Consider the following 21,475-nt stretch of genomic DNA (forward strand, 5'->3'; position numbering starts at 1 on the left):
CGCGCGTTGATCCGTTCGTCGTCGTCCGGGTCGCCGGGTCCCTAGACTCAGGACCTGTTCTCGGATGGCTGCCCCCCTGCTGTCGACGCCCCTCGGAGTCCCCTTGCCTGCCTCGCTGACCACCGTCCTGCGCTCGCCCGCCCTCGCGGGAGCCCGTGCCAAGGCCCGCACCTGGGCGGAGGACCACGTCGACCGCCCGGTGACCAGTGCGCTGAAGGTCGGCGCGAAGGTGCGCTCCGGGAAGGCCGACGTCGTCTACCTGGGCGATTCGTCGATGATCCACATCTCCCCCTCCGACATCGACCGGCGCCGGCTCGGTGAGATGTTCGCCGACGAGAGCGGCTACGACGTGGCGCCGTACTACGGGCCGGCGTACCCGCCGGCGGTGTTCGCCGAGCTGCTCCGGCTGATCGCGCCCTACCAGCGCCCGAAGGCGATCCTCTGCTCGATCCCGATCCGGCCGTCGACCCAGCTGCACGCCACCGAGCACCCGGTGTTCGGCTACCGCAACGCGCGCCGCACGCTGCGCCAGGCTCCGCGGATGAGCTCGCTGGCGACGAAGGTGCTGCGCCCGGCGCCGACCCAGGAGGACTACGACCGCTTCTACGCGACCGAGCGCAGCTCGCGGTGGGGCGGCCAGCAGACCATCGGCCACTTCCGCCGCGAGCTCAAGGGCATCGACGCCACCACGGCCCCCGAGGACCGGCTGCGGGTCATGTGGGACTACTTCCACGGCGAGTTCAGCGACGACCACCCGGGCCTGCAGGACTGGGTCCGGCTCGGGGAGCAGGCCCGCCTGCTCGGCGTACCGCTCATCGCGTACCGGGCCCACATGCCGTTCCAGTTCGGCACCCGGCTGTTCGGCCCCGAGTTCGTCGCCCACGTCGAGCACAACTGGGCCCTGATCGAGCAGGCGCTGAAGACCGGCCTCGGCGACGGCGGCATCCTGCTCGACGTACCCCCGCCGCCGGACGAGCACTTCATCCTCCCCCAGGACGGCACCGAGCACTGGAACCAGCACGGGCGGCTGGCCCTGGTCGAGCGCCTCAAGCGGGCCGTGGCGGACGTCGCCGGCTGATCACGGGCCGACCGTCAGGCGCCAGCCAGGAACTCGTCCACGGCGTCGCGGAACAGCCGCGCGCCCGCCACGTTGACGTGGCACTGGTCGTCGGTGAGGTCCTCGCGGATCCCGTTGCCCGGGTCGAAGACGAGGGCGGTCAGGTCGAGATAGCGCGCGCCCGGAGTGTCGTCGCAACGCCCGGCGAGCTCGGTCCGCAGCGTGTCGAACGCCGACATCCGGGTCGGGAAGTCGCCGACCACGGGCAGCGCCCCGACGTTGAGGTGGTCGCGGCACGGTGGCGGCGGCGTGACGAAGACGACCGGCGCGTAGCCGAGCTCGTCGGCCAGGGCGACGGTCGAGCGCACGAAGCCGTCCACGAAGCCCAGCGGCCAGTGGCCGGGCGAGCCGTGCTTGGCGAGGTGGCAGCGCACGTCGATCTCGCCCAGGCAGACCAGCAGCGGGATCGGGCGGCGCGAGGCCTTCGCGATGACCGTCAGGTACCGCCGGGCCCACCGCGGCACCCCGCCCGCGGCCACCGAGTACATCAGCCGCGAGCCGAGGTGGACGATGTAGACGCCGTCCCGGCCGCGCAGGAAGTTGGCGGTGACGTAGCTGCGGTTGAGGTGCACCGTGTGCGAGTCACCCAGCCAGACCTCCCGCACGCCGCCGGTGAGCAGGTCGGCGGCGAGCCGCAGCGTCGTCCCGGTCGAGATCAGGAAGTCCCGGGTACGACGGGCCCAGTGGGCCGCCCGCGCGGTGTCGAAGCCCAGGACGGTCGGGTAGCGCACAGCGCTCAGACCGCGGGCACGAGCCGGTCGATCACCGCGATCGCCGCGGCGTCCTCGGCGTGGACCGCGGCGACGTCCCAGAAGGTCGTCGGCGAGCTGGGCTGCTCCCGCTCGGCCCGCTTCCTGGCCTCGGCGAGCGTGGCGCGGAACAGCGGGTGGCCGCCGTTGTCCCAGACGGCGCACTCGGAGTAGCCGAGCGCCTCGAGCGCGTCCCAGACGGCCATCGCGTCGTTGCCGGCCGCCGTGGAGGCGCGGTGGTCGTACTCGAAGAACAGGACCGGCTTGGACTCCGCCCACTCCGCCGCGATGGCGGGCACCAGGGTCACGTCGTACCCGTCGGTGTCGGACTTGACCAGGCGCACGTCGGCGAAGTCGGGGTGCCGGCGCCGCAGCTCGCCGACGGAGATGGTCGGCAGGCTGGCGCCGTCCGTCGACTGCTGGAGCGTCGCGGTGCCGCCGATGCGCGCGGTCGAGAAGGTCGCCTGGGTGTCGTCGACGGTCAGCACGGACGGCTCCACCACGACCGCCGCGTTGCCCTCGACGTTGTGGCGCAGGAACGGCAGGAACACCTCGTCCGGCTCCACGGCCAGCACCCGGCCGGGCACGCGGTCCAGCAGCAGCAGCGTGGAGTCGCCGATGTTCGCACCGACGTCGACCATCGCGATCTCGTGGCCCGCCGAGAGGCCGGCGGCGAGGTCCAGCAGGTTCATGCCGTACGCCGGGTCCAGCCGCATGTAGTCGGGGAGCCGGTGCGCCCACGGCATCGCCATCCGGACGCCGTCCAGGTCGCGCTCGACCCACCGGTTCGGCCAGCGATCGCGCAGGTACCAGCCCGCCCGACGACGGATGCGCGCCACGAGGGACTCGGGCTGCGGCGCGGGACGCGCCGCAGGATCGACATGTGCCATAGGGGTCGAATCTCCTTGAAATCCCGAAGGAACACCAGCATATCCACTGCTCACCGGGCTTCGGCCGGTCGCCGATCCGGTCATCCGAGAAGCTCGTCGATGACCGCCAGGACCCGCTCCGGCGGGATCGAGACGTCGTCGAGGACGCCGACCTGCGGGGCGCCCTCGCGCACCGCACCGTCGGCGACCAGGTAGCGGTAGTCGTAGCCGCCGACCGCCTCCGCGATGGTCCACAGCCCGAGGTGCACGTACGTCGCCGCGAACATCTCCAGCACGGCCAGCCCGGGCGTGCCGAACAGGATGTTGGTCAGCCCGGCGCCGTGCGGCGACACGACGATCTCGGCGCCATGGAAGATGTCGATCTGCTCCTGGACGCTGAGCGTGCCGGGGTCGAGCATCACGAACCCGCGCCGCTCCAGCTCGGGCCACAGCTGCGGCTCCTCGACGTAGCGGCGGGTGTTCGGCGCCTGACCGCGCGACAGGTAGAGCCGGCGCGGGAGGTCGCCGGCTGAGGCGGTGGCCGGCAGCCGGTCGCGCAGCCACTGCGTGACCCATCGCGGCGCGTCGAGGTCCTGGTTGGGGGTGCTGGGCACCAGCAGCCGGTCGGCCCGATAGGTCACCCCGCGCTCCGGCTGCAGCAGGCGTACGCCGGGCCGGGCGATGCCGCTGAGCTCCAGGATCTGCCGCTGGTAGCCCGCTTGGTGCGGGACCACGATCGCGTCCACCTCGGTGCCCGGCAGCGCCTCCTCGAAGATGCCGTAGCGGCCGATCGCGTCGTACAGGAAGTGGTAGTAGTTCGAGACCGTGCCGCGGGTGGCGAGGTTGAGGACGGTCCCGGGGACGCGCTCGACCCGGCCCAGGCTGGGGCGCAGGAACACCGGGTGCTCACGCCAGCCGTCGATCCCGAAGTAGCCCGAGGTCTGGTAGTCGAGCAGGCCGCCCGGCGTCGTGATCGCGCCGAAGTCGCCGCTGACCCGGCCGCCGGCGACGTCCAGTACGTAGCGGGCGGGCACCTCGGCCCGCTCCCCCGCGACGAACCGCCAGTGCCGGGGCGGGCTCCCGATCGCCGGCCCGCGGCGCAGGCTCTCGCCGGGGCCGCCGGGGTGCAGGGTGACAGCGTCGGGCTCGCGGCGTGCGGTCTCCTCCGAGCGCGTGGTCGCCGAACGCGGCAGCGCTCGATCGCCGAAGACGCCGGAGACCCGGCGGAAGACCAGGCCGGCGAGCAGGGACAGCAGCCGATGGCCACGCTTGAGGAACGGCCAGAGCGGCTGCAGCCGGGCGGGGAGCTTGCTCATCGGCCGACGAAGCGCCGGACCACGGCCCAGACCGGCGGGAAGCTGACGATGCGCCGCACCAGCGAGCGCAGCCACAGCGGCTTGATCAGCTTGCGGGCCAGCCGCGAGAGCCGTCCGTCGGTGCGCAGCAGGATCAGCTCCAGCTCGCCCTCGACCTCGCGGTTGAGGTCGACGGGCGGATGGGTCATCGGGAAGGTCATCGGCACGGCCGGCACGGGGTCCTTCGCGGCGCGCGTGTGGGTCGCGCCCTCGCCGTAGCCGTCGTTCTCGACCAGGATCACCCGCGGCATGATCGACAGGCCCCGGCGCGACATGATCGTGACCCACCAGTGGTGGTCCCAGCCGCGCGAGTCGCCGTCCAGGTCGCCCGCCACGTCGGTGAAGTGGCGCAGTGCCGCCTCGGTCGTCAGCGCTTCGGGGTGCGGGACGACCGGCGTACGCCGGATCGCGGGGGCCGTGCGCGGGACGTGGGCGTGGCGCTCCTCCGCACCGGCGTGGTCGCGGTCGAACTCGGCGCGGTGCAGGTGCCAGCGATCGGCCCAGGTGGCCCAGCCCCACACGCTCGCCCAGGTGCTGAAGTCGTAGCTCGCACGGAACATCCGCTCCGGCACGCCGTGCGGGTCGCCCGAGATCTGCCAGACCCTCGGCTCGTCGCGGTAGCGCTCCAGGAGCTCGGCGCAGAACCGGAAGAAGGTCGGGTCGGGGATGCAGTCGTCCTCGAGGACGATCGCGCGGTCGACGCGCTCGAAGGCCCAGTCCAGGCCGAGCTCGACGTTGGCCTCGAGGCCGAGGTTGCGCTCGGCGTACTTCGTCTCGAGCTTGCAGGGCCAGTCGACCGCGGACGCCACCAGGTCGCGCACCTCCTGGCACTGCGCGGCCTCGCCGGGACGGTCCGGCCGCGGCCCGTCGGCGACCACGAGCAGGTGCTCGGGCCGGATCCGGCGCAGCACCTCGAGGTTGCGGCGAGTGACCTCGGGCCTGCGGAACACGATCAGCACGACGGGCGTCGCCGCAACCGCGTCCTCAGCTGTCGCCGCAACCGCGTCCTCAGCTGACGTCATCGACCGGCCTTCCTGTCGGTCCAGCGGGAGATCGTCCGGACCGCGGCGACCGCGGGGCCGCTGTCGGCGGCCGAACGAAGAACGGTGCGCATCCTAGGAGAACGTACGACGCGGCGGGCCAGCCGCGCCGCGCGACCGCCGACCCTTCCCAGGACCAGCTCCAGCTCGCGCTCGACCTCCACGGCGAGCTCGACCCGGGCGGGATGGCGCAGCGGGAAGGCGGCCGGGCGCGCGCGCCCGTAGTCGGCACCGCCGCCGGTGGTGTGCGTGGCGTGCTCGCCGAAGCCGACGTTCTCGACCAGGCTGTGGGCCGGCGTCACGCACAGCCCGCCCTCGGCCATCACGGTGAGCCACCAGTGCTTGTCCCACCCGTGGGTCACCACGTCGGTCGAGGCGGCGGCCTCGGCGAAGTGGCGGCGCGCGCCGCGGGTCACGAGCTGTGCCCGGTCCAGGTCCACCGGCCGGGTGCGCACCGGGCGGTCGCCGCGGTCGTGCCCGCTCGCAGCGTGGTCGCGGGGGAACAGCGCCCGGTGGCGCTGCCAGCGGGCGGCCCAGGTGGCCCAGCCCCACACGCTCGCCCACGCCGTGAAGGCGTAGCTGTCGTCGCCGAACAGGGCCTGGGGCACCCCGAGGCCGTTGCCCGCGACCTGCCAGACCCGCCGGTCGTCGGCGTACCGGTCCAGGAGCTCCTCGCAGAACCGGAAGAACGTGAGGTCCGGCAGGCAGTCGTCCTCGAGCACGATGGCCCGCTCGACCCGCTCGAAGACCCAGTCCAGGCCGGTCTCGACATTGCCCTCGACGCCGAGGTTGCGCTCGCTGAAGCGCGACTCGACGCGCGTCTCCCCGGATCGGGCCGCGAAGTCGTCGACCAGCGCGCGCACCTCCGCACAGCGCGGCGCGTCCTCGGGCCGGTCGGGGCGGGGCCCGTCGGCGACCACGAGCAGGTGCCGCGGCCGCGCCGCACGGACCGCCTCGAGCAGGCGGCGGGTCAGGTCCGGACGGTTGAAGACGATCAGCACCACCGGCGTCGCCAGCACTCGGTGCCCCTTCCTCGGACGTTGGTCGGAAGTCCCCCCGGCGGCGGATTCTATGCAGGTCCACCGCAGTGTTGTCCGGCGCGTGGATCGCCCGCCGCGACCGGGCTGCGCTGATACAGTCGCCGCCGTCCCATCGGCGGCTCGAGGTAGGTCATGCCCCCCAGCACCCAGCGTGTCGTTGCGAAGATCAAGCGGGCCGACGCCCGTCTGGCCACGCAATGGCTCAAGCGACAGACCAAGGCGTCCATCGCCCGTACCGGCTATCTGGTCACCCGGATGGACGATGAATCGCGGCGCTACGTCGCGGTCACCCACAACGACGAGGTGCCGCTGCCACGCGGCGCGGAGGCGGCCCTGCGGGCCGACAGCCCGAAGCTGGCCTCGCTCGAGGCGCGGTACGCCGCGGCCGCCGAGCAGGGCGTGCTCGCCGCCGTGCCGACCCAGTGGCACAGCGGCTTCTTGAAGCGGAACCTGTCGATGGCGTGGTTCCGCGGCGACAACGCCTACGTGTGGCAGTTCCGCCACCTGGGCAACTCCGCGAAGATCCGGATGTACCTCAGCCTGCTCGACGTGGCCGGCCGCGACCGGCTCGGCCTGCTCGACAAGCTCGACGAGGACGGCCTGTTCGGAGCCTGGACGTTCACCTACGGGGACCGCAAGCCGGTCAGCCGGGACCTGCTCGACAGCGTCAACGAGATCAGCTACCTCGACGAGCAGATGGGCCTGTCCGGCATCGACGGGCTCCGCGTGCTCGACATCGGAGCCGGCTACGGCCGCCTCGCGCACCGCATGTCGGCGGCGCTGCCCAACCTGGCGGCGTACGACTGCATCGACGGTGTCGCGACGTCCACGTTCCTGTGCGACTACTACCGCGAGTTCCGCGGCATGCCGGAGTCGGTGCGCGTCGTACCCCTCGACGAGCACGAGAAGCTCGGCGAGCGCTACGACGTCGCCGTCAACATCCACTCGTTCTCCGAGTGCTCGCTCGAGGCCATCAACTGGTGGCTCGACCGCATCGCGGAGCGCGACGTGGAGTGGCTGCTGATCGTCCCGAACGAGCCCGACGAGCTGCTCAGCACCGAGCTCGACGGGTCCTTCAAGCCGTTCCGCCAGGACGTGCTGGACCGCGGCTACGAGCTCGTCGACAGCCGCCCGGTCCACCAGAGCGACGAGCTGCGGGAGCTCATCGACCTGCACGACCGCTTCTACCTGTTCCGGAAGGTCGCCCGATGACCGCGCGCAGGGCCATGATCACCGGCATCACCGGGCAGGACGGCTCCTACCTGGCCGAGCTCCTGCTCAGCAAGGGGTACGAGGTCCACGGCCTGGTCCGTCGCTCCTCGACCCTGAACCGGAGCCGGATCGACCACCTGCACAGCGAGTCCGGGCTGCACCTGCACTACGGCGACCTCACCGACGGGGTGAGCCTGTCCAACCTGATCCGCGACATCACGCCGCACGAGGTCTACAACCTCGGCGCGCAGAGCCACGTGAAGGTCTCCTTCGAGGTGCCGGAGTACACCGCCGACACCGACGCGACCGGCACGCTGCGGCTGCTCGAGGCGATCCGCGCGGCCAAGCTGGACACCCGCTTCTACCAGGCCTCCACCTCGGAGATGTTCGGCGCGACCCCGCCGCCGCAGAAGGAGGACACGGTCTTCTACCCGCGTTCCCCGTACGGCGCCGCGAAGCTCTACTCGCACTGGGTGACCGTTAACTACCGCGAGGCCTACGACCTGTTCGCCGTCTCCGGGATCCTGTTCAACCACGAGTCGCCGCGCCGCGGCGAGAGCTTCGTGACGCGCAAGATCACCCTCGGTGTCGCGGCGATCAAGCTCGGCGTCACCGACCACCTCAGCCTCGGCAACCTCGACGCGATCCGCGACTGGGGCTACGCCAAGGAGTACGTCGAGGGCATGTGGCGCATGCTCCAGCACGACGAGCCGCAGGACTACGTCCTGGCGACCGGCATCGGCACCACCGTGCGGGAGTTCTGCGAGTACGCCTTCTCGCACGCCGGGCTGAACTGGGAGGACCACGTCCGCTACGACAAGTCCTACGAGCGGCCCACCGAGGTCGACGCGCTGATCGGCGACGCGACGCGGGCCCGCGAGGTGCTCGGCTGGCAGCCCGCCACCGACGCCAAGGGCCTGGCCGCGCTGATGGTCGACGCGGACCTCGACCAGCTCGGCAAGCTGATCGAGCGGTCCTGACCCGACCGATGCACCTCGTGCTCGACGCCGTCGCCGTGCGCGAGGGCAGCTCGGCCGTCGTCGTCGGCGGCCTGCTCCGCGGGTGGGCCCAGCTCCCCCACGGCGACCGCGTGACGGTCCTCGCCGGCCCTGAGGGGCCCGCGTTCGACGTACCGGACGGCATGGGGGTGGAGCGGCTCACGCCGCCCGTGGGCGGTCCCGCCGGCGCGGCCTGGCTGCGCTCCTTCGGCGTACGACGGGCGGCGCGGCGGCTGGGTGCCGACGTGCTCCTCGCCGGCGTACCGGCCAGCTCGCTCGCGGGCGGGGCGCCGCAGCGCGGGGTGATCCTCTACGACCTGCGCCACGAGCTGCGCCCGCACCAGTTCTCGGGGAAGACCCGGGCGGCGCGGGCGGTCTCGTGGGGCTGGAGCCTGAGGCGCGCCGATCGGATCCTCACCATCTCCGAGCGCACCCTCGAGGACCTGCGCCGGCTGCACCCGCGGCTCGCGCCCCGGGGCGTCGCGGCCCAGCTCGGCTCCGACCACGCCGACGCGTGGGCTCGCCCCGGCTCCGAGGATCGCCGCTACGCCCTGGCCTTCGGCCACTTCGCGAACAAGAACGCCGAGGCCGTGATCGAGGGCTGGGCACGGTACGCCGGCTCCGCGCCGGCCGCGGACCTGGTGCTGCGGCTGGTCGGCATGGGATCGGCGGACCGGGCAGCGGCCCAGGCCCGCGTGGACGCGCTGGGCATCGCCGACCGGGTCGAGCTGATGCCCTGGCTCGACGATGCCAGCTTCGCCGCCTGCTTCGCCGGGGCGTCGCTGGTGCTGTTCCCGTCCGACTTCGAGGGCTTCGGGCTGCCCGCGGCCGAGGCGGTGCGGCTCGGCATCCCGACCGTCGTGTCGGGCGACCCTGCGCTCGCCGAGGTGACCGGCGGCCACGCCGTCGTCGCGGCGTCCACCTCGGCCGACGACCTGGCCGCGGCGACCCGCGAGGCCCTCGCCCGCACGCCCGAGCAGCTCGCGGCCGGCCGCCGGTTCGCCGAGGCGTTCACCTGGCGGCGTACCGCCGAGACGGTGCGGGCCGGGTTCGTCAGGAGCTGACCAGCCCCGGCTCGAGGTAGGCGGGGTCGTCCTCGACTCCGGTCCGCAGGCGCCGCAGGTCGACCTCGACCATCTGCCCCACGACGTCCTCGAAGCTCACCGAGGCCGTCCAGCCGAGCTCCCTGGCGGCGGGGCCGGGGTCGGCCACCGAGGTCGCCAGGTCGGCCGGCCGGACCAGGGCCGGGTCGTGCACGACGTACGACGACGCGCCCGGGATGCCGGCGGCGTCGAAGGCTCGCTCGACGAGCTCGCCGAGGGTGTGCATCACGCCGGTGCCGATCTGCACGTCGACCGGCTCGCCGTGCGCGAGGCTGGCCCGCATCGCGCCGACGTAGTCGCCCGCGTGCCCCCAGTCGCGCGCCACATCGAGGCTGCCGAGCGTGACCGAGTCGGCGAGGCCGAGGGCGATCGCGGCGGCGGCGCGGGTGATCTTGCGGGTCACGAACTGCTCGCCCCGCAGCGGGCTCTCGTGGTTGAACAGGGTGCCGACCGACGCGAACACGCCGTGGTCGCGCCGGGCCTGGGCGACCAGCTCGGCGGCGCGGCGCTTCGACTCGGCGTACGGGCTCTTCCCGCCCAGGGTCTCGGCCGACGACGCCTGGAACATCCGCACGTCGTGGCCCTCGCGGCCGAGCGCGACGACGGCGCCCAGCAGGGTCGCGACCGGCGCGGTGTTGCAGGCGAACGTGAGCTCCGGCCGCTCCCAGCTGCCGCCGACCGAGCTGAACGCCGCGAGGTGGTAGATCTCGTCGGGCCGCACGCCGGCGACCAGCTCGCCGAGCGCCACCTCGTCGCGGATGTCGAGGGTCACCAGCTCGGCGGCGGGCGCGTAGAGGCGCGTGCGCGCGCCGCCGTCACCGCTGGGCGAGAGCGTCCCGACGACCCGCAGTCCGTCGGCGAGGAGGGCACGTGCGAGGTGGATCCCGTCCTGGCCTCCCACGCCGGTGATCAGCGCCGTTCGGGAGGGGGTCACGGCACGGAAGTGTACGGCCCCGAGGGGTGCGCCACCGCGCCGGGCGATCCACGTTAAGGTTGATCGACACGCCGAAGTTGGGCTCGGCCAGCCGCGTGACGAAACGGCATCGACCTCGTTGATGCCGCGTGCTGGGGGGCGCATCACAACCGTAGATTCAGTGAGGAGCTCCCCCATGACCACGGGCAATGTCGACGTACTCGTCGCCGGCGGTGGCGGTTTCATCGGCGGCCACCTGGTGGCCGACCTGCTGGCGCAGGGCAAGTCGGTCCGCGCAGTGGACGTCAAGCCGATGGACCAGTGGTACCAGGTCCACGAGGACGCCCAGAACGCTGTCGGCGACCTGTCCCTCCTCGACCAGGCCGAGGCCGCCACGGAAGGCGCGCGCGAGGTCTACATGCTGGCCGCCGACATGGGCGGCATGGGCTTCATCGAGAACAACAAGGCCCTGTGCATGCTGACGGTGCTGACCAGCACGCACATGCTGCAGGCCGCGAAGAAGCACGACGTGGAGCGGTTCTTCTACTCCTCCTCCGCGTGCGTGTACGCCGCCGACAAGCAGACCGACCCGCACATCACCGCCCTCAAGGAGTCCGACGCCTACCCGGCCATGCCGGAGGACGGCTACGGCTGGGAGAAGCTCTTCACCGAGCGCATGGCGCGGCACTTCCGCGAGGACTTCGGGCTGCAGACCCGCGTCGCCCGCTACCACAACGTCTACGGCCCGGAGGGCACCTGGACCGGCGGTCGCGAGAAGGCTCCGGCCGCGGTGTGCCGCAAGATCGCGGAGGCCGTCATCTCCGGCAACCACCACCTGGACATCTGGGGCGACGGCGAGCAGACCCGCAGCTTCATGTACATCGACGACTGCGTGAAGGGCTCCCAGATGATCCTGGGCAGCGACCACGTCGAGCCCATCAACCTGGGCTCCGCCGAGCTGGTCAGCATCAACCAGCTCTACTCGATCGTCGAGGAGATCGCGGGCATCAAGTGCACGCGCAGCTACCAGCTCGACGCACCGCAGGGCGTCCGGGGGCGCAACTCCGACAACACCGAGATCCAGCGGGTCTTCGGCTGGGAGCCCTCGGTCAGCCTCCAGGACGGCATGGCGAAGACCTACGCGTGGGTGTTCGACCAGGTCAAGCGCTCGCACGGCTGAGCCGGGCACCGACGCATTGCGCATCCTCGTCCACGACCACAGCGGTCATCCGTTCCAGGCCGAGCTGAGCCGGGAGCTCGCCCGCCGCGGCCACACCGTCACGCACTCGTACGTCGCCGGGTACGTCTCCGGCAAGGGCCGGCTGCAGGCCGAGCCGGGCGAGTCGATCACCTTCGAGGGGATCGGCGGCGACCGGCCCATCGAGAACATGCGGATGCTGGACCGTCTCAAGCGCGAGGTCGTCCGCGGCTTCGAGCTGGTCCGGCACGTCCGCCGGGTCGACCCCGACATCACCCTGCTCTCGAACGTGCAGATCCCGACCCTGGTGATCTTCGCGGTCGCCGCGATGGTGCTGCGGATCCCGTGGGTCCTCTGGCACCAGGACGTGTACGCCGTGGCGGTGCGCTCGTTCACCGGTACCAAGCTGCCGAAGCGGTTCGCCGTGGTGGCCGCGGCCTTCGAGGTGGCGGAGCGGTTCTGCGCTCGGCGGGCCCGCGCGATCGTGGTGATCTCGCCGTCGTTCGTCCCGGTGCACGAGGGGTGGGGCACGGCCGACAAGGTCACCGTCATCCCGAACTGGGCGCCGCTGGACGAGATCTTCCCCGTCGAGCGCAAGAACGACTGGGCCGCCGAGCACGAGCTCGACGACGTGGCGACACTGCTCTACTCCGGCACCCTGGGCCTCAAGCACAACCCGGTGCTGCTGGTGCGGCTCGCGCGCCGGGTGATCGACCTGGGCCAGCAGGTGCGCCTGGTGGTGGTCAACACCGGCCCCGCGGTCGACGTGATCGCGGAGGAGGCCCGCCGGCTCGACGTACCGGTCACGCTGGCGCCGTTCCAGCCCTACGAGCGGCTCCCCGAGGTGCTGGGCACCGGCGACGTCCTCGTGGTGCTGCTCGACAAGCAGGCGGGCGCGTTCTCGGTGCCCTCGAAGACGCTGTCCTACCTGTGCGCGGGGCGTCCGGTACTGGGCATGCTCCCGGCGGAGAACTTGGCCGCCGAGCTGATCGTGCGCGCCGGAGGCCGGGTCGTGGCGCCCGAGGACGAGGAGCTGGATGCGGCCGCGGTGTGGGTCGCGGGAGTCCTCGCCGACCGGGACCGGCAGATCCGCGTCGGCCGCTCGTCGCGCGAGCTCGCCGAGCAGGAGTTCGCGCTGGCGCGATGCGCCGATCGGTTCGAGGCGCTGCTCGACCGGGCCGCCCGGGACTGAATTTCGTCAAAACCGGGACGAAGGTCCCCGGGACCTCTGTACTGTCGCCGCGGAAGTAAAACTTTCTCGACGCGCAGCCGTTACTCGCTCCTGGCTGGGTCGTTGAGGAAGGCGCGGGGGGTCGCACAAGCAACAACTGTCGATTTCACGCACGTCGGTATCGGGGCTGACTTTTCGGGTTGGAGGGTAGTCGTTCGTGAAGAAGCGCCTCTTTGACGTCGTGGTCGTGAGCCTTGCCGCCATCGCCTGGGTTCCTGTGGTGACGCTGTGCGCACTGGCGGTGCTCATCCTCTCCGGACGCCCGGTCTTCTACCGCTCGCGGCGGTGGGTGAGTCCGCACGACGCCATCACCATGTCGAAGTTCCGGGTCATGATCCGCGACGCGAGCAAGTACATCTCGCCCGTCGAGGCCGGCCGCTTCCTCAACACGCCGTCCGACTCGCCGCTGTACACGCGGGTGGGCCGGGTCCTGGAGCGCATCGGTTTCACCGAGCTCCCGCAGCTGTTCCACGTGCTGAACGGCGAGATGACCATCGTCGGTCCCCGGCCGCTCACCGACCTGGTGCGTGAGTGCCTGCTCGAGCAGCACCCTGACCTCGACCAGCGCTGGACCCACGAGCGGGCCGGCCTGACCGGTCTGCCCCAGCTCGTCGGCCGCGAGTCGCTCACCGACAGCCAGCGCCTCTCCCTGGAGGAGGCCTACGACCAGATGGCCGGTCACCACTACCGGTGGTCGACCGACTTCCGGATCCTGTTCTCCACCGTGCTGATCGTGCTGGGCCTGAAGAAGCCGCTGAGCTACGAGCAGGCGCTCGAGCTGGTCCGCCACCGCCCGCAGGTCGTCGTCCACACCCACGACACCGCGACCGCGGCGTACCCGGCCGACGCCGACGCCGTGGCCTGACCGCACCGACCGAAGAACGACCGAGGGGTCGCCGTCCATCCGGACGGCGACCCCTCGGTCGTTGGGGAGCCTGCTCAGCGCATCCGGATGGCGATCTGCGCGTAGTACAGCGAGGTCGCACCGATGACGTCGTACTCGCGCTGGTAGGCGCGGCAGTAGTCACGCAGGGCCGCGAACTCGTTGAGCGCCGAGGAGAACTCGTCGAACATGATGATCGAGCCCGGGCCGAGGATGTGGTCGCACTGGGTCAGCGCGTAGAGCGTCGAGGAGTAGAGGTCCGCGTCGCAGTGCACGACCAGCCGCGATGCGGGCTCGAACTTCTCCAGGAACGGGCGCACCGTGTCCTGGAACCATCCCGCCTGCCAGCTCACCCGCTCGTCGTCGATCTTCGGGACGTTGCCGCCGACGTCGAAGACGTTCGCCTCGACGGTGCTGGCGGCCTGCTTCCAGTCCTCCGGCAGGCCCTCGAAGGAGTCGAAGCCGACGAAGCGGGACTCGGGATGGGTGTTGCGCACGGTCCAGTCCCGGACCGACTTGCCCTCCCACACGCCGAACTCGAGGTAGTCGATCGGCTCGTCACCGATCACCGTGCGCTGCACGAAGTCGTGCAGCTCCTCGCGGCTGTCGAAGACGGGGCAGTCGGCCGGGACGTGCTCACGCTCCCAGACCCCGATCTTGGGGAGACCGTGCACGGTGTCGACGACGGTGCTGTCCAGCCCCACCTTCGCGACAGCGACCTTGACCTTGTGACGGAACTGATGACGATTCACGGGGATGCCTTCTCGGTTGGGGGCCGGTACGGCGCCGGGCGGCTCGGTCATCGATCGACCAGCCGCGCACGCATCCGTCACCGCCCATCGGCGATGAAGGATCCGATCCCCCCAGAGACGCTCCCGGCCGAGACTAAGGTCCCGGTCGGGGTCCCGCAACCGGAACCGCCGATGTCACCACCGGATCCGGCTCAGGATCCTCCGGCGGCGCCAGGGCCGCCTGGTTGTCGCGCACCGCCATCAGGAAGACCAGCGCCATCGGCATCCACAGCGTCCGGTCCTCCATGCCGGGCACCGTGCCGGTCAGGCCGACGAAGGCCCAGGCGACGTACGACAGGCGCCGTTCGGGGAACCGGCCGAACAGCGGCCGGCACAGGCAGTAGAGGATCATCAGGTAGCCGAGCAGCCCGACCACGCCCGAGGCGGCGGCCACCTCGAGGAACAGGTTGTGGAACCCGTTGACCTGGTCGAAGCCGTTGCCGAGCAGCGGATGGTGCAGGAAGAGGTCCCAGCCCACCTTCAGCTGGGTGTTGCGCTGGTCGTCGGCCGCCGTGGCGGTCTTGTCACCGGCGAGCCGGCTGAGCGCCGAGCCCTGGCCGCTCACGTGGGTCAGCACCGGGAGGAGCACCACCAGCACGGCGCCCCCGATCGCGCCGACGAAGCCGAGCAGGGCCGAGCGCTCGACGAAGGGCACCATCAGCATCAGCGCGGCGATGACGACCAGCGTCGCGCGGCTGCCGCTCAGGACCACCGACTCCACGGCACCGGCCGCGAGCACGAGCATCAGCAGGCGGAGCCGCACGTTCTTGGTGGTGTGGAAGAGGTAGAGCAGGCCGGCGAAGGCCATCATCCCGCCCTCGGCGAAGGCGTTCGGGTGGTGCGCGAGGCCCATGTAGCGGCCGTTGCCGCCGGTGGGCCCTGCGGCGAATGCCTTGAGCAGGCTGGCCGTCTGGCCGAGGACGTAGCACCACATCAGGGCACGTACGACGCTCCACGGCGGGCTCCACAGCGCGATCCCGAACATCAGGACCACGAGCATCGCGAGCCACTGCACCAGCTGGTAGGCGCTGTAGAACGGCGACTGCGCGACCATCGTGCCGATCAGGCCCATCACGATGACGAGGACCAGCCCGAGGATGTAGCTCAGCGGCAGCTGCAACCGCTTGGCGAACATCGAGGGCACCAGCATCAGCAGGGCCAGCACGATGGCGGCGTCGGTGGGCGTCACGGTCGCTCCGGGCGAGGACGCCAGGCCCTTGTACGCCGGCGCCATCGCGAAGGCCGCCATCAGCAGCAGCGTCGCGGTGCGCTCGCGCCCCAGGACGCTCAGGACCAGCACGAACACCGCCGTCCCGATGGCCGCCAGTGCGATCGCCCCGCCGAGGGCCGCGCCACCGGCGAGGAGGACCGCGCCGAGCACGACCGCGCCGCTGACCAGGTTGCGCTCCAGGAGCGGGCTCATCTCGACGGCGCCGACGCGGGCGCCGCGAGCAGTGCTGCCTGTCACCGCGCCTCCTCCACGACCGTCCACGCGAACGGTCGGCAGTCTACGGGTCGCACGCCCGCCATTCCGCCTGACCGCCTAGCCGCCGGCGAAGGGCGGCAGGAACTCCACCGTCTCCCCCGCGCCGATCAGCACCTCGGCCGGATCGGCCGATCCGACCGGCCGGTCGCCGACCAGGACCGAGCACACGGCGAGCACCTGGGCGAGGCGCGGGTCGTGCCGGCGTACCAGCTCGGAGCGGAGCTCGGCGAGCGAGAGGGGGCCCTCCACCGCGACCTCGTCCTCGGCGACACCGGCCGCCGCACGGGCCGCCGCCCAGTAGCGGGCGCGGATGACCTGCGTCTCACTCACTCTGCTTCTCCTTCCCGCCGCGTTCACCTCTCCGATATCCTGCCGTGCAACTGATAGGCCGGAGCTCAACGGAGTGTTTCGGGACCGACTCGGTGTGCGCACACGCCCACACCGGTGAGGAGAAGCCCATGAGTCACCTGTTGCTCCTGACCAGCGCGCTGCAGCCGTCCGCGGAGGTCCTCCCCTCGCTCGCGCTGCTCCCGCACCACGTCAAGATCCTGCCCGCCGAGGGCGCAGCGCTGCTCGAGGCACCCGACGCGGACCTGCTGCTGGTCGACGGCCGCCAGGACCTCGCCGGCGCCCGCGACCTCACCCGCCTGATCCGTACGACGGGCAGCGACGCCCCGGTCCTCCTCATCGTCACCGAGGGCGGCCTGTCCGTCGTCGCGCACGACTGGGGCATGGACGACGTCATCCTGCACACCTGCGGTCCGGCCGAGCTCGAGGCGCGGATCCGGCTCGCGATCGGCAGCCTGGCCGCCCAGCGCAACGCCGCGGACCCCGACGCCCACGTGATCCGCTCCGGCGAGGTCGTGGTCGACGACGCGACGTACACCGCGAAGGTGAGCGGCCGCGTGCTGGACCTGACCTTCAAGGAGTTCGAGCTGCTGAAGTTCCTGGCCCAGCACCCGGGCCGGGTCTTCAGCCGCCAGCAGCTGCTGCAGGAGGTGTGGGGCTACGACTACTTCGGTGGCACCCGCACCGTCGACGTCCACGTACGCCGCCTGCGCGCCAAGCTCGGCCCCGAGAACGAGATGCTCATCGGCACCGTGCGCAACGTCGGCTACCGGTTCGTCCTGCCCAGCAAGGAGAAGGACGCCGAGGCCGACTCGGCGCGGGTCGCGGAGCGGCCCCGCCAGCAGGCCTGACCGCGCTGTGGCCATTTCACGGGTTAACTGTGATGTCCAGCCAGGTTGTCCAACCGATTGATGGGTGGTTGGCCACCGAGGGCTGAGTGGGGCCGGTGGTGGTTGTACTGGTGGAGCCAGCCTGCCAGGGCTGCTCGGCGGGCGTCTTCTGCACGATCTTGCGCACCACCGGTTGCGGAGTCTTGGCGTGTTGGGTGTGCCGTGCAGAGGTCCGATCAGCCATCCCGCCCGGTCCCTCGTCGCGGTAGCGCTGCGCCCATTTCGAGGCGGTGCGCCACGAGACGTTGAAGAACTCGGCCGCGCGCGAAGGCGGCCATCCGTCCTCGACGATCAGACGCGCCAGGCGCAGTCGGTGTTTCGGGGTCAGTGCCGCGTTAGCGTGAGCCATGAAGGCCTCCCTTGGAGTGTGGTCCTAGACAGCTCCACTCCACATCCGGGAGGCCTTCACCTATCTACGGCTCGCCGTACCCGATCGCACAACGTGCCTGGGCATCACAGTTAACCCGTGAAATGGCCACTTCTGCCGGGAAATTTCCCCACAGGAGTGCCTATTTCCCGGCATGAGTCGTGCCGACTCACGCCGGCTCCTGCTCGTTGAACTCGCCCTTGGTGTTCATCCGCGACAGCAGGTCGGCCTTGAGCGCCGGCCCGAGCTCGCCCCAGCCGTCCTTGTAGCCGTATACCCCGGCCAGCGAGCGGGCGTCGTAGTCACCGTTGAAGATGTCCACGTCGGCCGTCGTGATGAGCGCCGGGTGGGCGACACCGACCGCGGCGGAGACCCGGGTGAGCTCCTTGCGCAGGGTGCGCAGGTAGATCGAGCACCGCTCGGCCTTGGACACCGGGTCGAGACCCCGCACCAGCCACGGGTTCTGGGTGGCGACGCCGGTCGGGCAGTGGTCGGTGTGGCACTTCTGGGACTGGATGCAGCCGATCGACAGCATCGCCTCCCGCGCGACGTTGACCATGTCGACGCCCAGCGCGAACGCCACGACGGCGTTGTCGGGCAGGCCCAGCTTGCCCGAGCCGATGAAGGTGAGCTGGTCGGTGATGCCGAGCTCGGCGAAGGCGCCGTACGCACGCGAGAAGCCCATCCGGAACGGCAGCGACACCGAGTCGGCGAAGATCAGCGGCGCCGCGCCGGTGCCGCCCTCGCCACCGTCGACGGTCACGAAGTCCACGCCACGGTCGTCGGTGGCCATCAGCCGGGCCAGCTCCAGCCAGAAGTCGCCGTTGCCCACCGCCGACTTCACCCCGACCGGCAGCCCCGTCTCGGTGCCGAGCATCTCGACGAAGTCGAGCATCGAGTCGACGTCGGTGAAGGCGGTGTGGCGGGAGGGGGACGCGCAGTCCTTGCCCAGCGGGATCCCGCGGATCTCGGCGATCTCCTCGGTGATCTTCGCGGCGGGCAGCAGGCCGCCCAGGCCGGGCTTCGCGCCCTGCGACAGCTTGATCTCCAGCGCCCGCACCGGCGCGCTCGCGACCAGCTCCTTGAGCCGGTCGAGGGAGAAGTTGCCGTGATCGTCACGGCACCCGAAGTACGCCGTACCGATCTGTAGGACCAGGCCGGCCCCGTTGCGGTGGTACGGCGAGATCGAGCCCTCGCCGGTGTTGTGCAGGCAGCCGGCGGCGGCCGCGCCCTTGTTGAGGGCGGTGATGGCGGCCGACGACAGCGAGCCGAAGCTCATCGCGCTCACGTTGACCACCGACTCGGGACGGAACGCCTTCGCCCGGTTGCGGGGGCCGCCCAGCACCTTGGCCGAGGGCAGCGTCCAGTTGGCGTCGTGGTCGTCGGGCAGCGACTCGGCGAAGGTGCGCTGCTTGATGTAGGCGTGGCCCTGGGTGTGCTCGACGTCCATGTCGGTGCCGAACCCGAAGTAGTTGTTCTGCTCCTTGCTGGAGGCGTAGATCCAGGTGCGCTGGTCGCGGCTGAACGGCCTCTCCTCCTCGTTCGAGGTGACGATGTACTGCCGCAGCTCCGGCCCGATCGTCTCCAGCCAGTAGCGAGCGTGCCCGAGCACAGGGAAGTTGCGCTGCAGCGCGTGCTTCTTCTGCGTCAGGTCACGCACGGCGACGGCCCCCAGGGCAACAGCTGCCCCGCCCACCATGTGGCTCAGCTTCATGGGGCTGGTTTACCGCGTCACGGTGTCCGGTGTAAACGGAATCGCAGTTATCGCGAGGTCGGGGTCTACCGTGTGCGCGTGGACGGCGGCGGGTGGCTCTCGGGGGAGGCCGCCCTCGCGGCGGTGACGGAGGTACGCCGACGGCTGGTCGCCGCCGGCGAGGCGGACCCGCTCGACGAGGCCGCCGACCTGCGGCTGCGACACCACGGCCTCGGCGATGGCTGGGTGATGGCCGACGGCTTCGCGCTGCGCGCCGGCGAGGTCCTGGACCTGGCGGTCGCGCCCGACGCGCGCGGCGACGGCCTCGGGCGCCGGCTCGGCGAGGCCGCCTGCGCGGCGCCGGGCCCCCTCACCGCGTGGTCGCACGGCGACCACCCCGCCGCGCGCCGACTGGCGGGCCGGCTCGGGTTCACCGCGGACCGCGAGCTCTGGGTCATGCGGCGGCCCGCCGGCGTACTTCCTGAGGGTGGGGGTGTCCGGGTGCGGTCCTTCACGCCCACCGACACGCAGGCGCTGCTCGAGATCAACGCGGCGGCCTTCGCGCACCACCCGGAGCAGGGCGGGATGGACGCCGCCGGGCTGGCGGAGCGGATGGCCGAGCCCTGGTACGACCCCGCCGACCTGCTCGTCGCCGAGGACCCCGACGGGACCCTGGTCGGGTTCCACTGGACCAAGCTCCACGACGCCCGGCACGGCGAGGTGTACGTCGTCGGCGTCGCCCCCTCGGCCCAGGGCCGCGGGCTCGGGAGGGTGCTCACGGTGGCCGGCCTCAACCATCTCGCGCGGCGCGGCGTGGCGGAGATCCTGCTGTACGTCGAGTCCGACAACGTGCCGGCACGACGGCTCTATGAGTCCCTCGGCTTCACCCACCGACCCGACGACACGCACCTCCAGTTCCGGCGTTCCGCCTGACCCGTGCCGTCCGTGCCCTAAGGTCGTTGACCAACCGACTCCAGAGTTCAGGGCAGGTCCCGCGCTTCTGGACGATGAGCAACGCCCCCACCTGCCCCCTCACGCTAGGTAGCATCAGCCCCTATGAGTTCGGTCTCCGACGACGAGCCGACACCGGAGGACTCCGGTGCCGGTGAGCAGCGCCGCCGGCGCGGTCTCGTCGGACGACTGCGCAAGGGGCGCGAGGAGATCCCGGTCGTCGAGGAGCTCGACGCCGAGGACGCCGCCGCGTTCCTGCGGCTGAGCGAGGGCTCCGACACGGCACCCCCGATCGGCGACGACATCGCCGACGTCGTCGCGCGGCGCGGACCGAGCCGTCCCTCGTCGGGCACCGAGACGCCCGAGGGCGACGACAGCGTCGACTGGGCCTCGTTCGTCGAGCCCGCCGACGCGCGCGGCGCGGACGCGGACGAGTCGGAAGCCCTCGACGCGGGAGACGCCTGGGCCAGCGTGATCAACCGGTTCTCGACCCAACCGTCGCCGGCGGCCGAGGCGCCGGCGACGCTCGTCGATCTGCCGGCGGCCGCGGACGAGCCGGAGGCGGGGTCCGAGGACGGCGTCGAGGGCGGCGTCGAGGGCGGCGTCGACGACACCGTCGAGGGCGGCGAGGTGGACGCGGCTGAGGGCGCGGTCGAGGCTGACGAGCTGGTCGAGACCGATGAGGCCGACGAGGTTGCCGAGGCCGACGAGCCCGCGGCGGATGCGTCCGCCGAGGCGCCCGACGTCGTCGAGGACGGTGCCGAGACCGACGCGACCCCCGAGGACCACGCGGCCGACGAGCCGGAGCCGGACGACCACGAGGACGCCCTCTTCGCCCCGATCGGCTTCGACACCGTCTCCGCCGACCAGGTCGACGTGACCGCCCCGGCACGGGTCCCCGACCCGCTCACCGACCCCCTGCCGGCGTACGACGACGACGAGCAGCCCGACCTCGCGGGCCTGGTCGACCAGGCCGAGTCGATGGACGCGGTCGAGGTCGGCCCCTCCGAGGGCTCCGGGGTGCCCGAGGCCACCGAGCAGACCGACCGGCTCGAGGAGACCGACGAGGACAGCCGCCGGGTCATCGAGCAGGCCGTCGCACTCGGCTTCGCCGACCCGTCGCCCGCTGCCGCCCAGCGCCGGCTGTGGCCGCGCCGGCGCGAGGCGGCCACCCGTCCGCTGGAGAACCCGCCGCGCACCGTCGCCCCGATGCCCGCACACGAGGTCGCGGCCGCCGCGGC

20 protein-coding genes and 2 pseudogenes are annotated in these 21,475 nt (G+C 71.7%); 10 read left to right on the top strand and 12 right to left on the bottom strand.

Annotated elements, in window-relative coordinates; all coding sequences use genetic code 11:
- Window positions 1-64 precede the first annotated feature (64 nt).
- Window positions 65-1,078 (top strand): hypothetical protein, encoded by a 1,014-nt coding sequence (locus tag ACYU8V_RS19730; protein WP_460849786.1) that lies wholly within the window; start codon window positions 65-67, stop codon window positions 1,076-1,078.
- Window positions 1,079-1,092: 14 nt separating this feature from the next.
- Here the strand turns inward: ACYU8V_RS19730 and ACYU8V_RS19735 are convergent, their stop codons facing one another.
- The 5 genes from ACYU8V_RS19735 to ACYU8V_RS19755 form a co-directional block, all read right to left on the bottom strand.
- Window positions 1,093-1,848: a hypothetical protein gene (locus ACYU8V_RS19735; RefSeq protein ID WP_460849787.1), complete on the bottom strand. Its 756-nt coding sequence runs from the start codon at window positions 1,846-1,848 to the stop codon at window positions 1,093-1,095.
- 5 nt (window positions 1,849-1,853) lie between these two features.
- Entirely contained in the window at window positions 1,854-2,756 is a 903-nt protein-coding gene (locus tag ACYU8V_RS19740) for an FkbM family methyltransferase (protein WP_460849788.1), read from the bottom strand.
- A gap of 80 nt (window positions 2,757-2,836) precedes the next feature.
- A complete protein-coding gene (locus ACYU8V_RS19745) occupies window positions 2,837-4,051 on the bottom strand; it encodes a glycosyltransferase family 61 protein (RefSeq protein ID WP_460849789.1) in 1,215 nt (404 codons plus the stop codon).
- On the bottom strand, window positions 4,048-5,112 hold the full coding sequence (locus tag ACYU8V_RS19750) for a glycosyltransferase family 2 protein (protein WP_460849790.1): 1,065 nt from the start codon (window positions 5,110-5,112) through the stop codon (window positions 4,048-4,050). Before ACYU8V_RS19750 ends, ACYU8V_RS19745 begins: the two co-directional genes overlap by 4 nt.
- The gene (locus tag ACYU8V_RS19755) at window positions 5,109-6,149 is read right to left on the bottom strand and encodes a hypothetical protein (protein WP_460849792.1); all 1,041 of its coding nucleotides are present in this window, start codon (window positions 6,147-6,149) and stop codon (window positions 5,109-5,111) included. Before ACYU8V_RS19755 ends, ACYU8V_RS19750 begins: the two co-directional genes overlap by 4 nt.
- Window positions 6,150-6,302: 153 nt before the next feature.
- On the opposite strand from ACYU8V_RS19755, the gene ACYU8V_RS19760 reads away from it, so the two are divergent.
- From ACYU8V_RS19760 to ACYU8V_RS19770, 3 genes are read left to right on the top strand one after another with little or no spacing between them, the layout of a single operon-like run.
- Window positions 6,303-7,382 (top strand): putative sugar O-methyltransferase, encoded by a 1,080-nt coding sequence (locus tag ACYU8V_RS19760; protein WP_460849794.1) that lies wholly within the window; start codon window positions 6,303-6,305, stop codon window positions 7,380-7,382.
- Window positions 7,379-8,362 carry a GDP-mannose 4,6-dehydratase gene (gmd, locus tag ACYU8V_RS19765; RefSeq protein ID WP_460849795.1) on the top strand — a complete coding sequence of 328 codons (984 nt, stop codon included), beginning with the start codon at window positions 7,379-7,381 and terminating at the stop codon, window positions 8,360-8,362. Before ACYU8V_RS19760 ends, gmd begins: the two co-directional genes overlap by 4 nt.
- Window positions 8,363-8,370: 8 nt before the next feature.
- The gene (locus ACYU8V_RS19770; protein WP_460849796.1) at window positions 8,371-9,444 is read left to right on the top strand and encodes a glycosyltransferase; all 1,074 of its coding nucleotides are present in this window, start codon (window positions 8,371-8,373) and stop codon (window positions 9,442-9,444) included.
- Here the strand turns inward: ACYU8V_RS19770 and ACYU8V_RS19775 are convergent.
- Window positions 9,434-10,417, bottom strand: a complete 984-nt coding sequence (locus ACYU8V_RS19775; RefSeq protein WP_460849797.1) for a GDP-mannose 4,6-dehydratase — start codon at window positions 10,415-10,417, stop codon at window positions 9,434-9,436. The two genes, ACYU8V_RS19770 and ACYU8V_RS19775, sit on opposite strands and share 11 nt — an antisense overlap.
- Window positions 10,418-10,592: 175 nt before the next feature.
- On the opposite strand from ACYU8V_RS19775, the gene ACYU8V_RS19780 reads away from it, so the two are divergent.
- The 3 genes from ACYU8V_RS19780 to ACYU8V_RS19790 all read left to right on the top strand — a co-directional run bounded on the left by ACYU8V_RS19780 (window position 10,593) and on the right by ACYU8V_RS19790 (window position 13,690).
- The gene (locus tag ACYU8V_RS19780) at window positions 10,593-11,576 is read left to right on the top strand and encodes an NAD-dependent epimerase/dehydratase family protein (RefSeq protein WP_460849799.1); all 984 of its coding nucleotides are present in this window, start codon (window positions 10,593-10,595) and stop codon (window positions 11,574-11,576) included.
- A gap of 16 nt (window positions 11,577-11,592) precedes the next feature.
- Entirely contained in the window at window positions 11,593-12,786 is a 1,194-nt protein-coding gene (locus ACYU8V_RS19785; RefSeq protein WP_460849801.1) for a glycosyltransferase family 4 protein, read from the top strand.
- Window positions 12,787-12,982: 196 nt separating this feature from the next.
- Complete coding sequence (locus tag ACYU8V_RS19790) at window positions 12,983-13,690, top strand: sugar transferase (RefSeq protein WP_460849803.1); 708 nt, start codon at window positions 12,983-12,985, stop codon at window positions 13,688-13,690.
- 74 nt (window positions 13,691-13,764) lie between these two features.
- Here the strand turns inward: ACYU8V_RS19790 and ACYU8V_RS19795 are convergent, their stop codons facing one another.
- The 3 genes from ACYU8V_RS19795 to ACYU8V_RS19805 form a co-directional block, all read right to left on the bottom strand.
- Window positions 13,765-14,460, bottom strand: coding sequence for a TylF/MycF/NovP-related O-methyltransferase (locus tag ACYU8V_RS19795; protein WP_460849804.1), 696 nt, complete (start codon window positions 14,458-14,460; stop codon window positions 13,765-13,767).
- 133 nt (window positions 14,461-14,593) lie between these two features.
- Window positions 14,594-15,967 carry an O-antigen ligase family protein gene (locus ACYU8V_RS19800; RefSeq protein WP_460849805.1) on the bottom strand — a complete coding sequence of 458 codons (1,374 nt, stop codon included), beginning with the start codon at window positions 15,965-15,967 and terminating at the stop codon, window positions 14,594-14,596.
- Window positions 15,968-16,042: 75 nt separating this feature from the next.
- Window positions 16,043-16,315 carry a MoaD/ThiS family protein gene (locus ACYU8V_RS19805; protein WP_460849807.1) on the bottom strand — a complete coding sequence of 91 codons (273 nt, stop codon included), beginning with the start codon at window positions 16,313-16,315 and terminating at the stop codon, window positions 16,043-16,045.
- A 128-nt stretch (window positions 16,316-16,443) separates the two neighbouring features.
- Here ACYU8V_RS19805 and ACYU8V_RS19810 point away from each other — a divergent pair, with 128 nt between their 5' ends.
- Complete coding sequence (locus tag ACYU8V_RS19810) at window positions 16,444-17,184, top strand: response regulator transcription factor (protein ID WP_460849809.1); 741 nt, start codon at window positions 16,444-16,446, stop codon at window positions 17,182-17,184.
- 23 nt (window positions 17,185-17,207) lie between these two features.
- Here ACYU8V_RS19810 and ACYU8V_RS19815 read toward each other — a convergent pair.
- From ACYU8V_RS19815 to ACYU8V_RS19825, 3 genes and pseudogenes are all read right to left on the bottom strand, one after another.
- Window positions 17,208-17,303, bottom strand: a pseudogene (locus ACYU8V_RS19815) (integrase core domain-containing protein); the annotation flags it as partial.
- 32 nt (window positions 17,304-17,335) lie between these two features.
- Window positions 17,336-17,572 (bottom strand): annotated as a pseudogene (locus ACYU8V_RS19820) (helix-turn-helix domain-containing protein); the annotation flags it as partial.
- A 187-nt stretch (window positions 17,573-17,759) separates the two neighbouring features.
- The gene (locus ACYU8V_RS19825; RefSeq protein ID WP_460849811.1) at window positions 17,760-19,304 is read right to left on the bottom strand and encodes an FMN-binding glutamate synthase family protein; all 1,545 of its coding nucleotides are present in this window, start codon (window positions 19,302-19,304) and stop codon (window positions 17,760-17,762) included.
- 78 nt (window positions 19,305-19,382) lie between these two features.
- Here ACYU8V_RS19825 and mshD point away from each other — a divergent pair, with 78 nt between their 5' ends.
- Both mshD and ACYU8V_RS19835 read left to right on the top strand, forming a co-directional pair.
- Window positions 19,383-20,216: a mycothiol synthase gene (gene mshD, locus ACYU8V_RS19830; RefSeq protein ID WP_460849812.1), complete on the top strand. Its 834-nt coding sequence runs from the start codon at window positions 19,383-19,385 to the stop codon at window positions 20,214-20,216.
- Window positions 20,217-20,339: 123 nt separating this feature from the next.
- Window positions 20,340-21,475 (top strand): hypothetical protein (locus ACYU8V_RS19835; protein ID WP_460849814.1); only part of this gene is annotated, 1,136 nt, incomplete at its 3' end.

This window comes from Nocardioides ultimimeridianus (genome assembly GCF_054777895.1).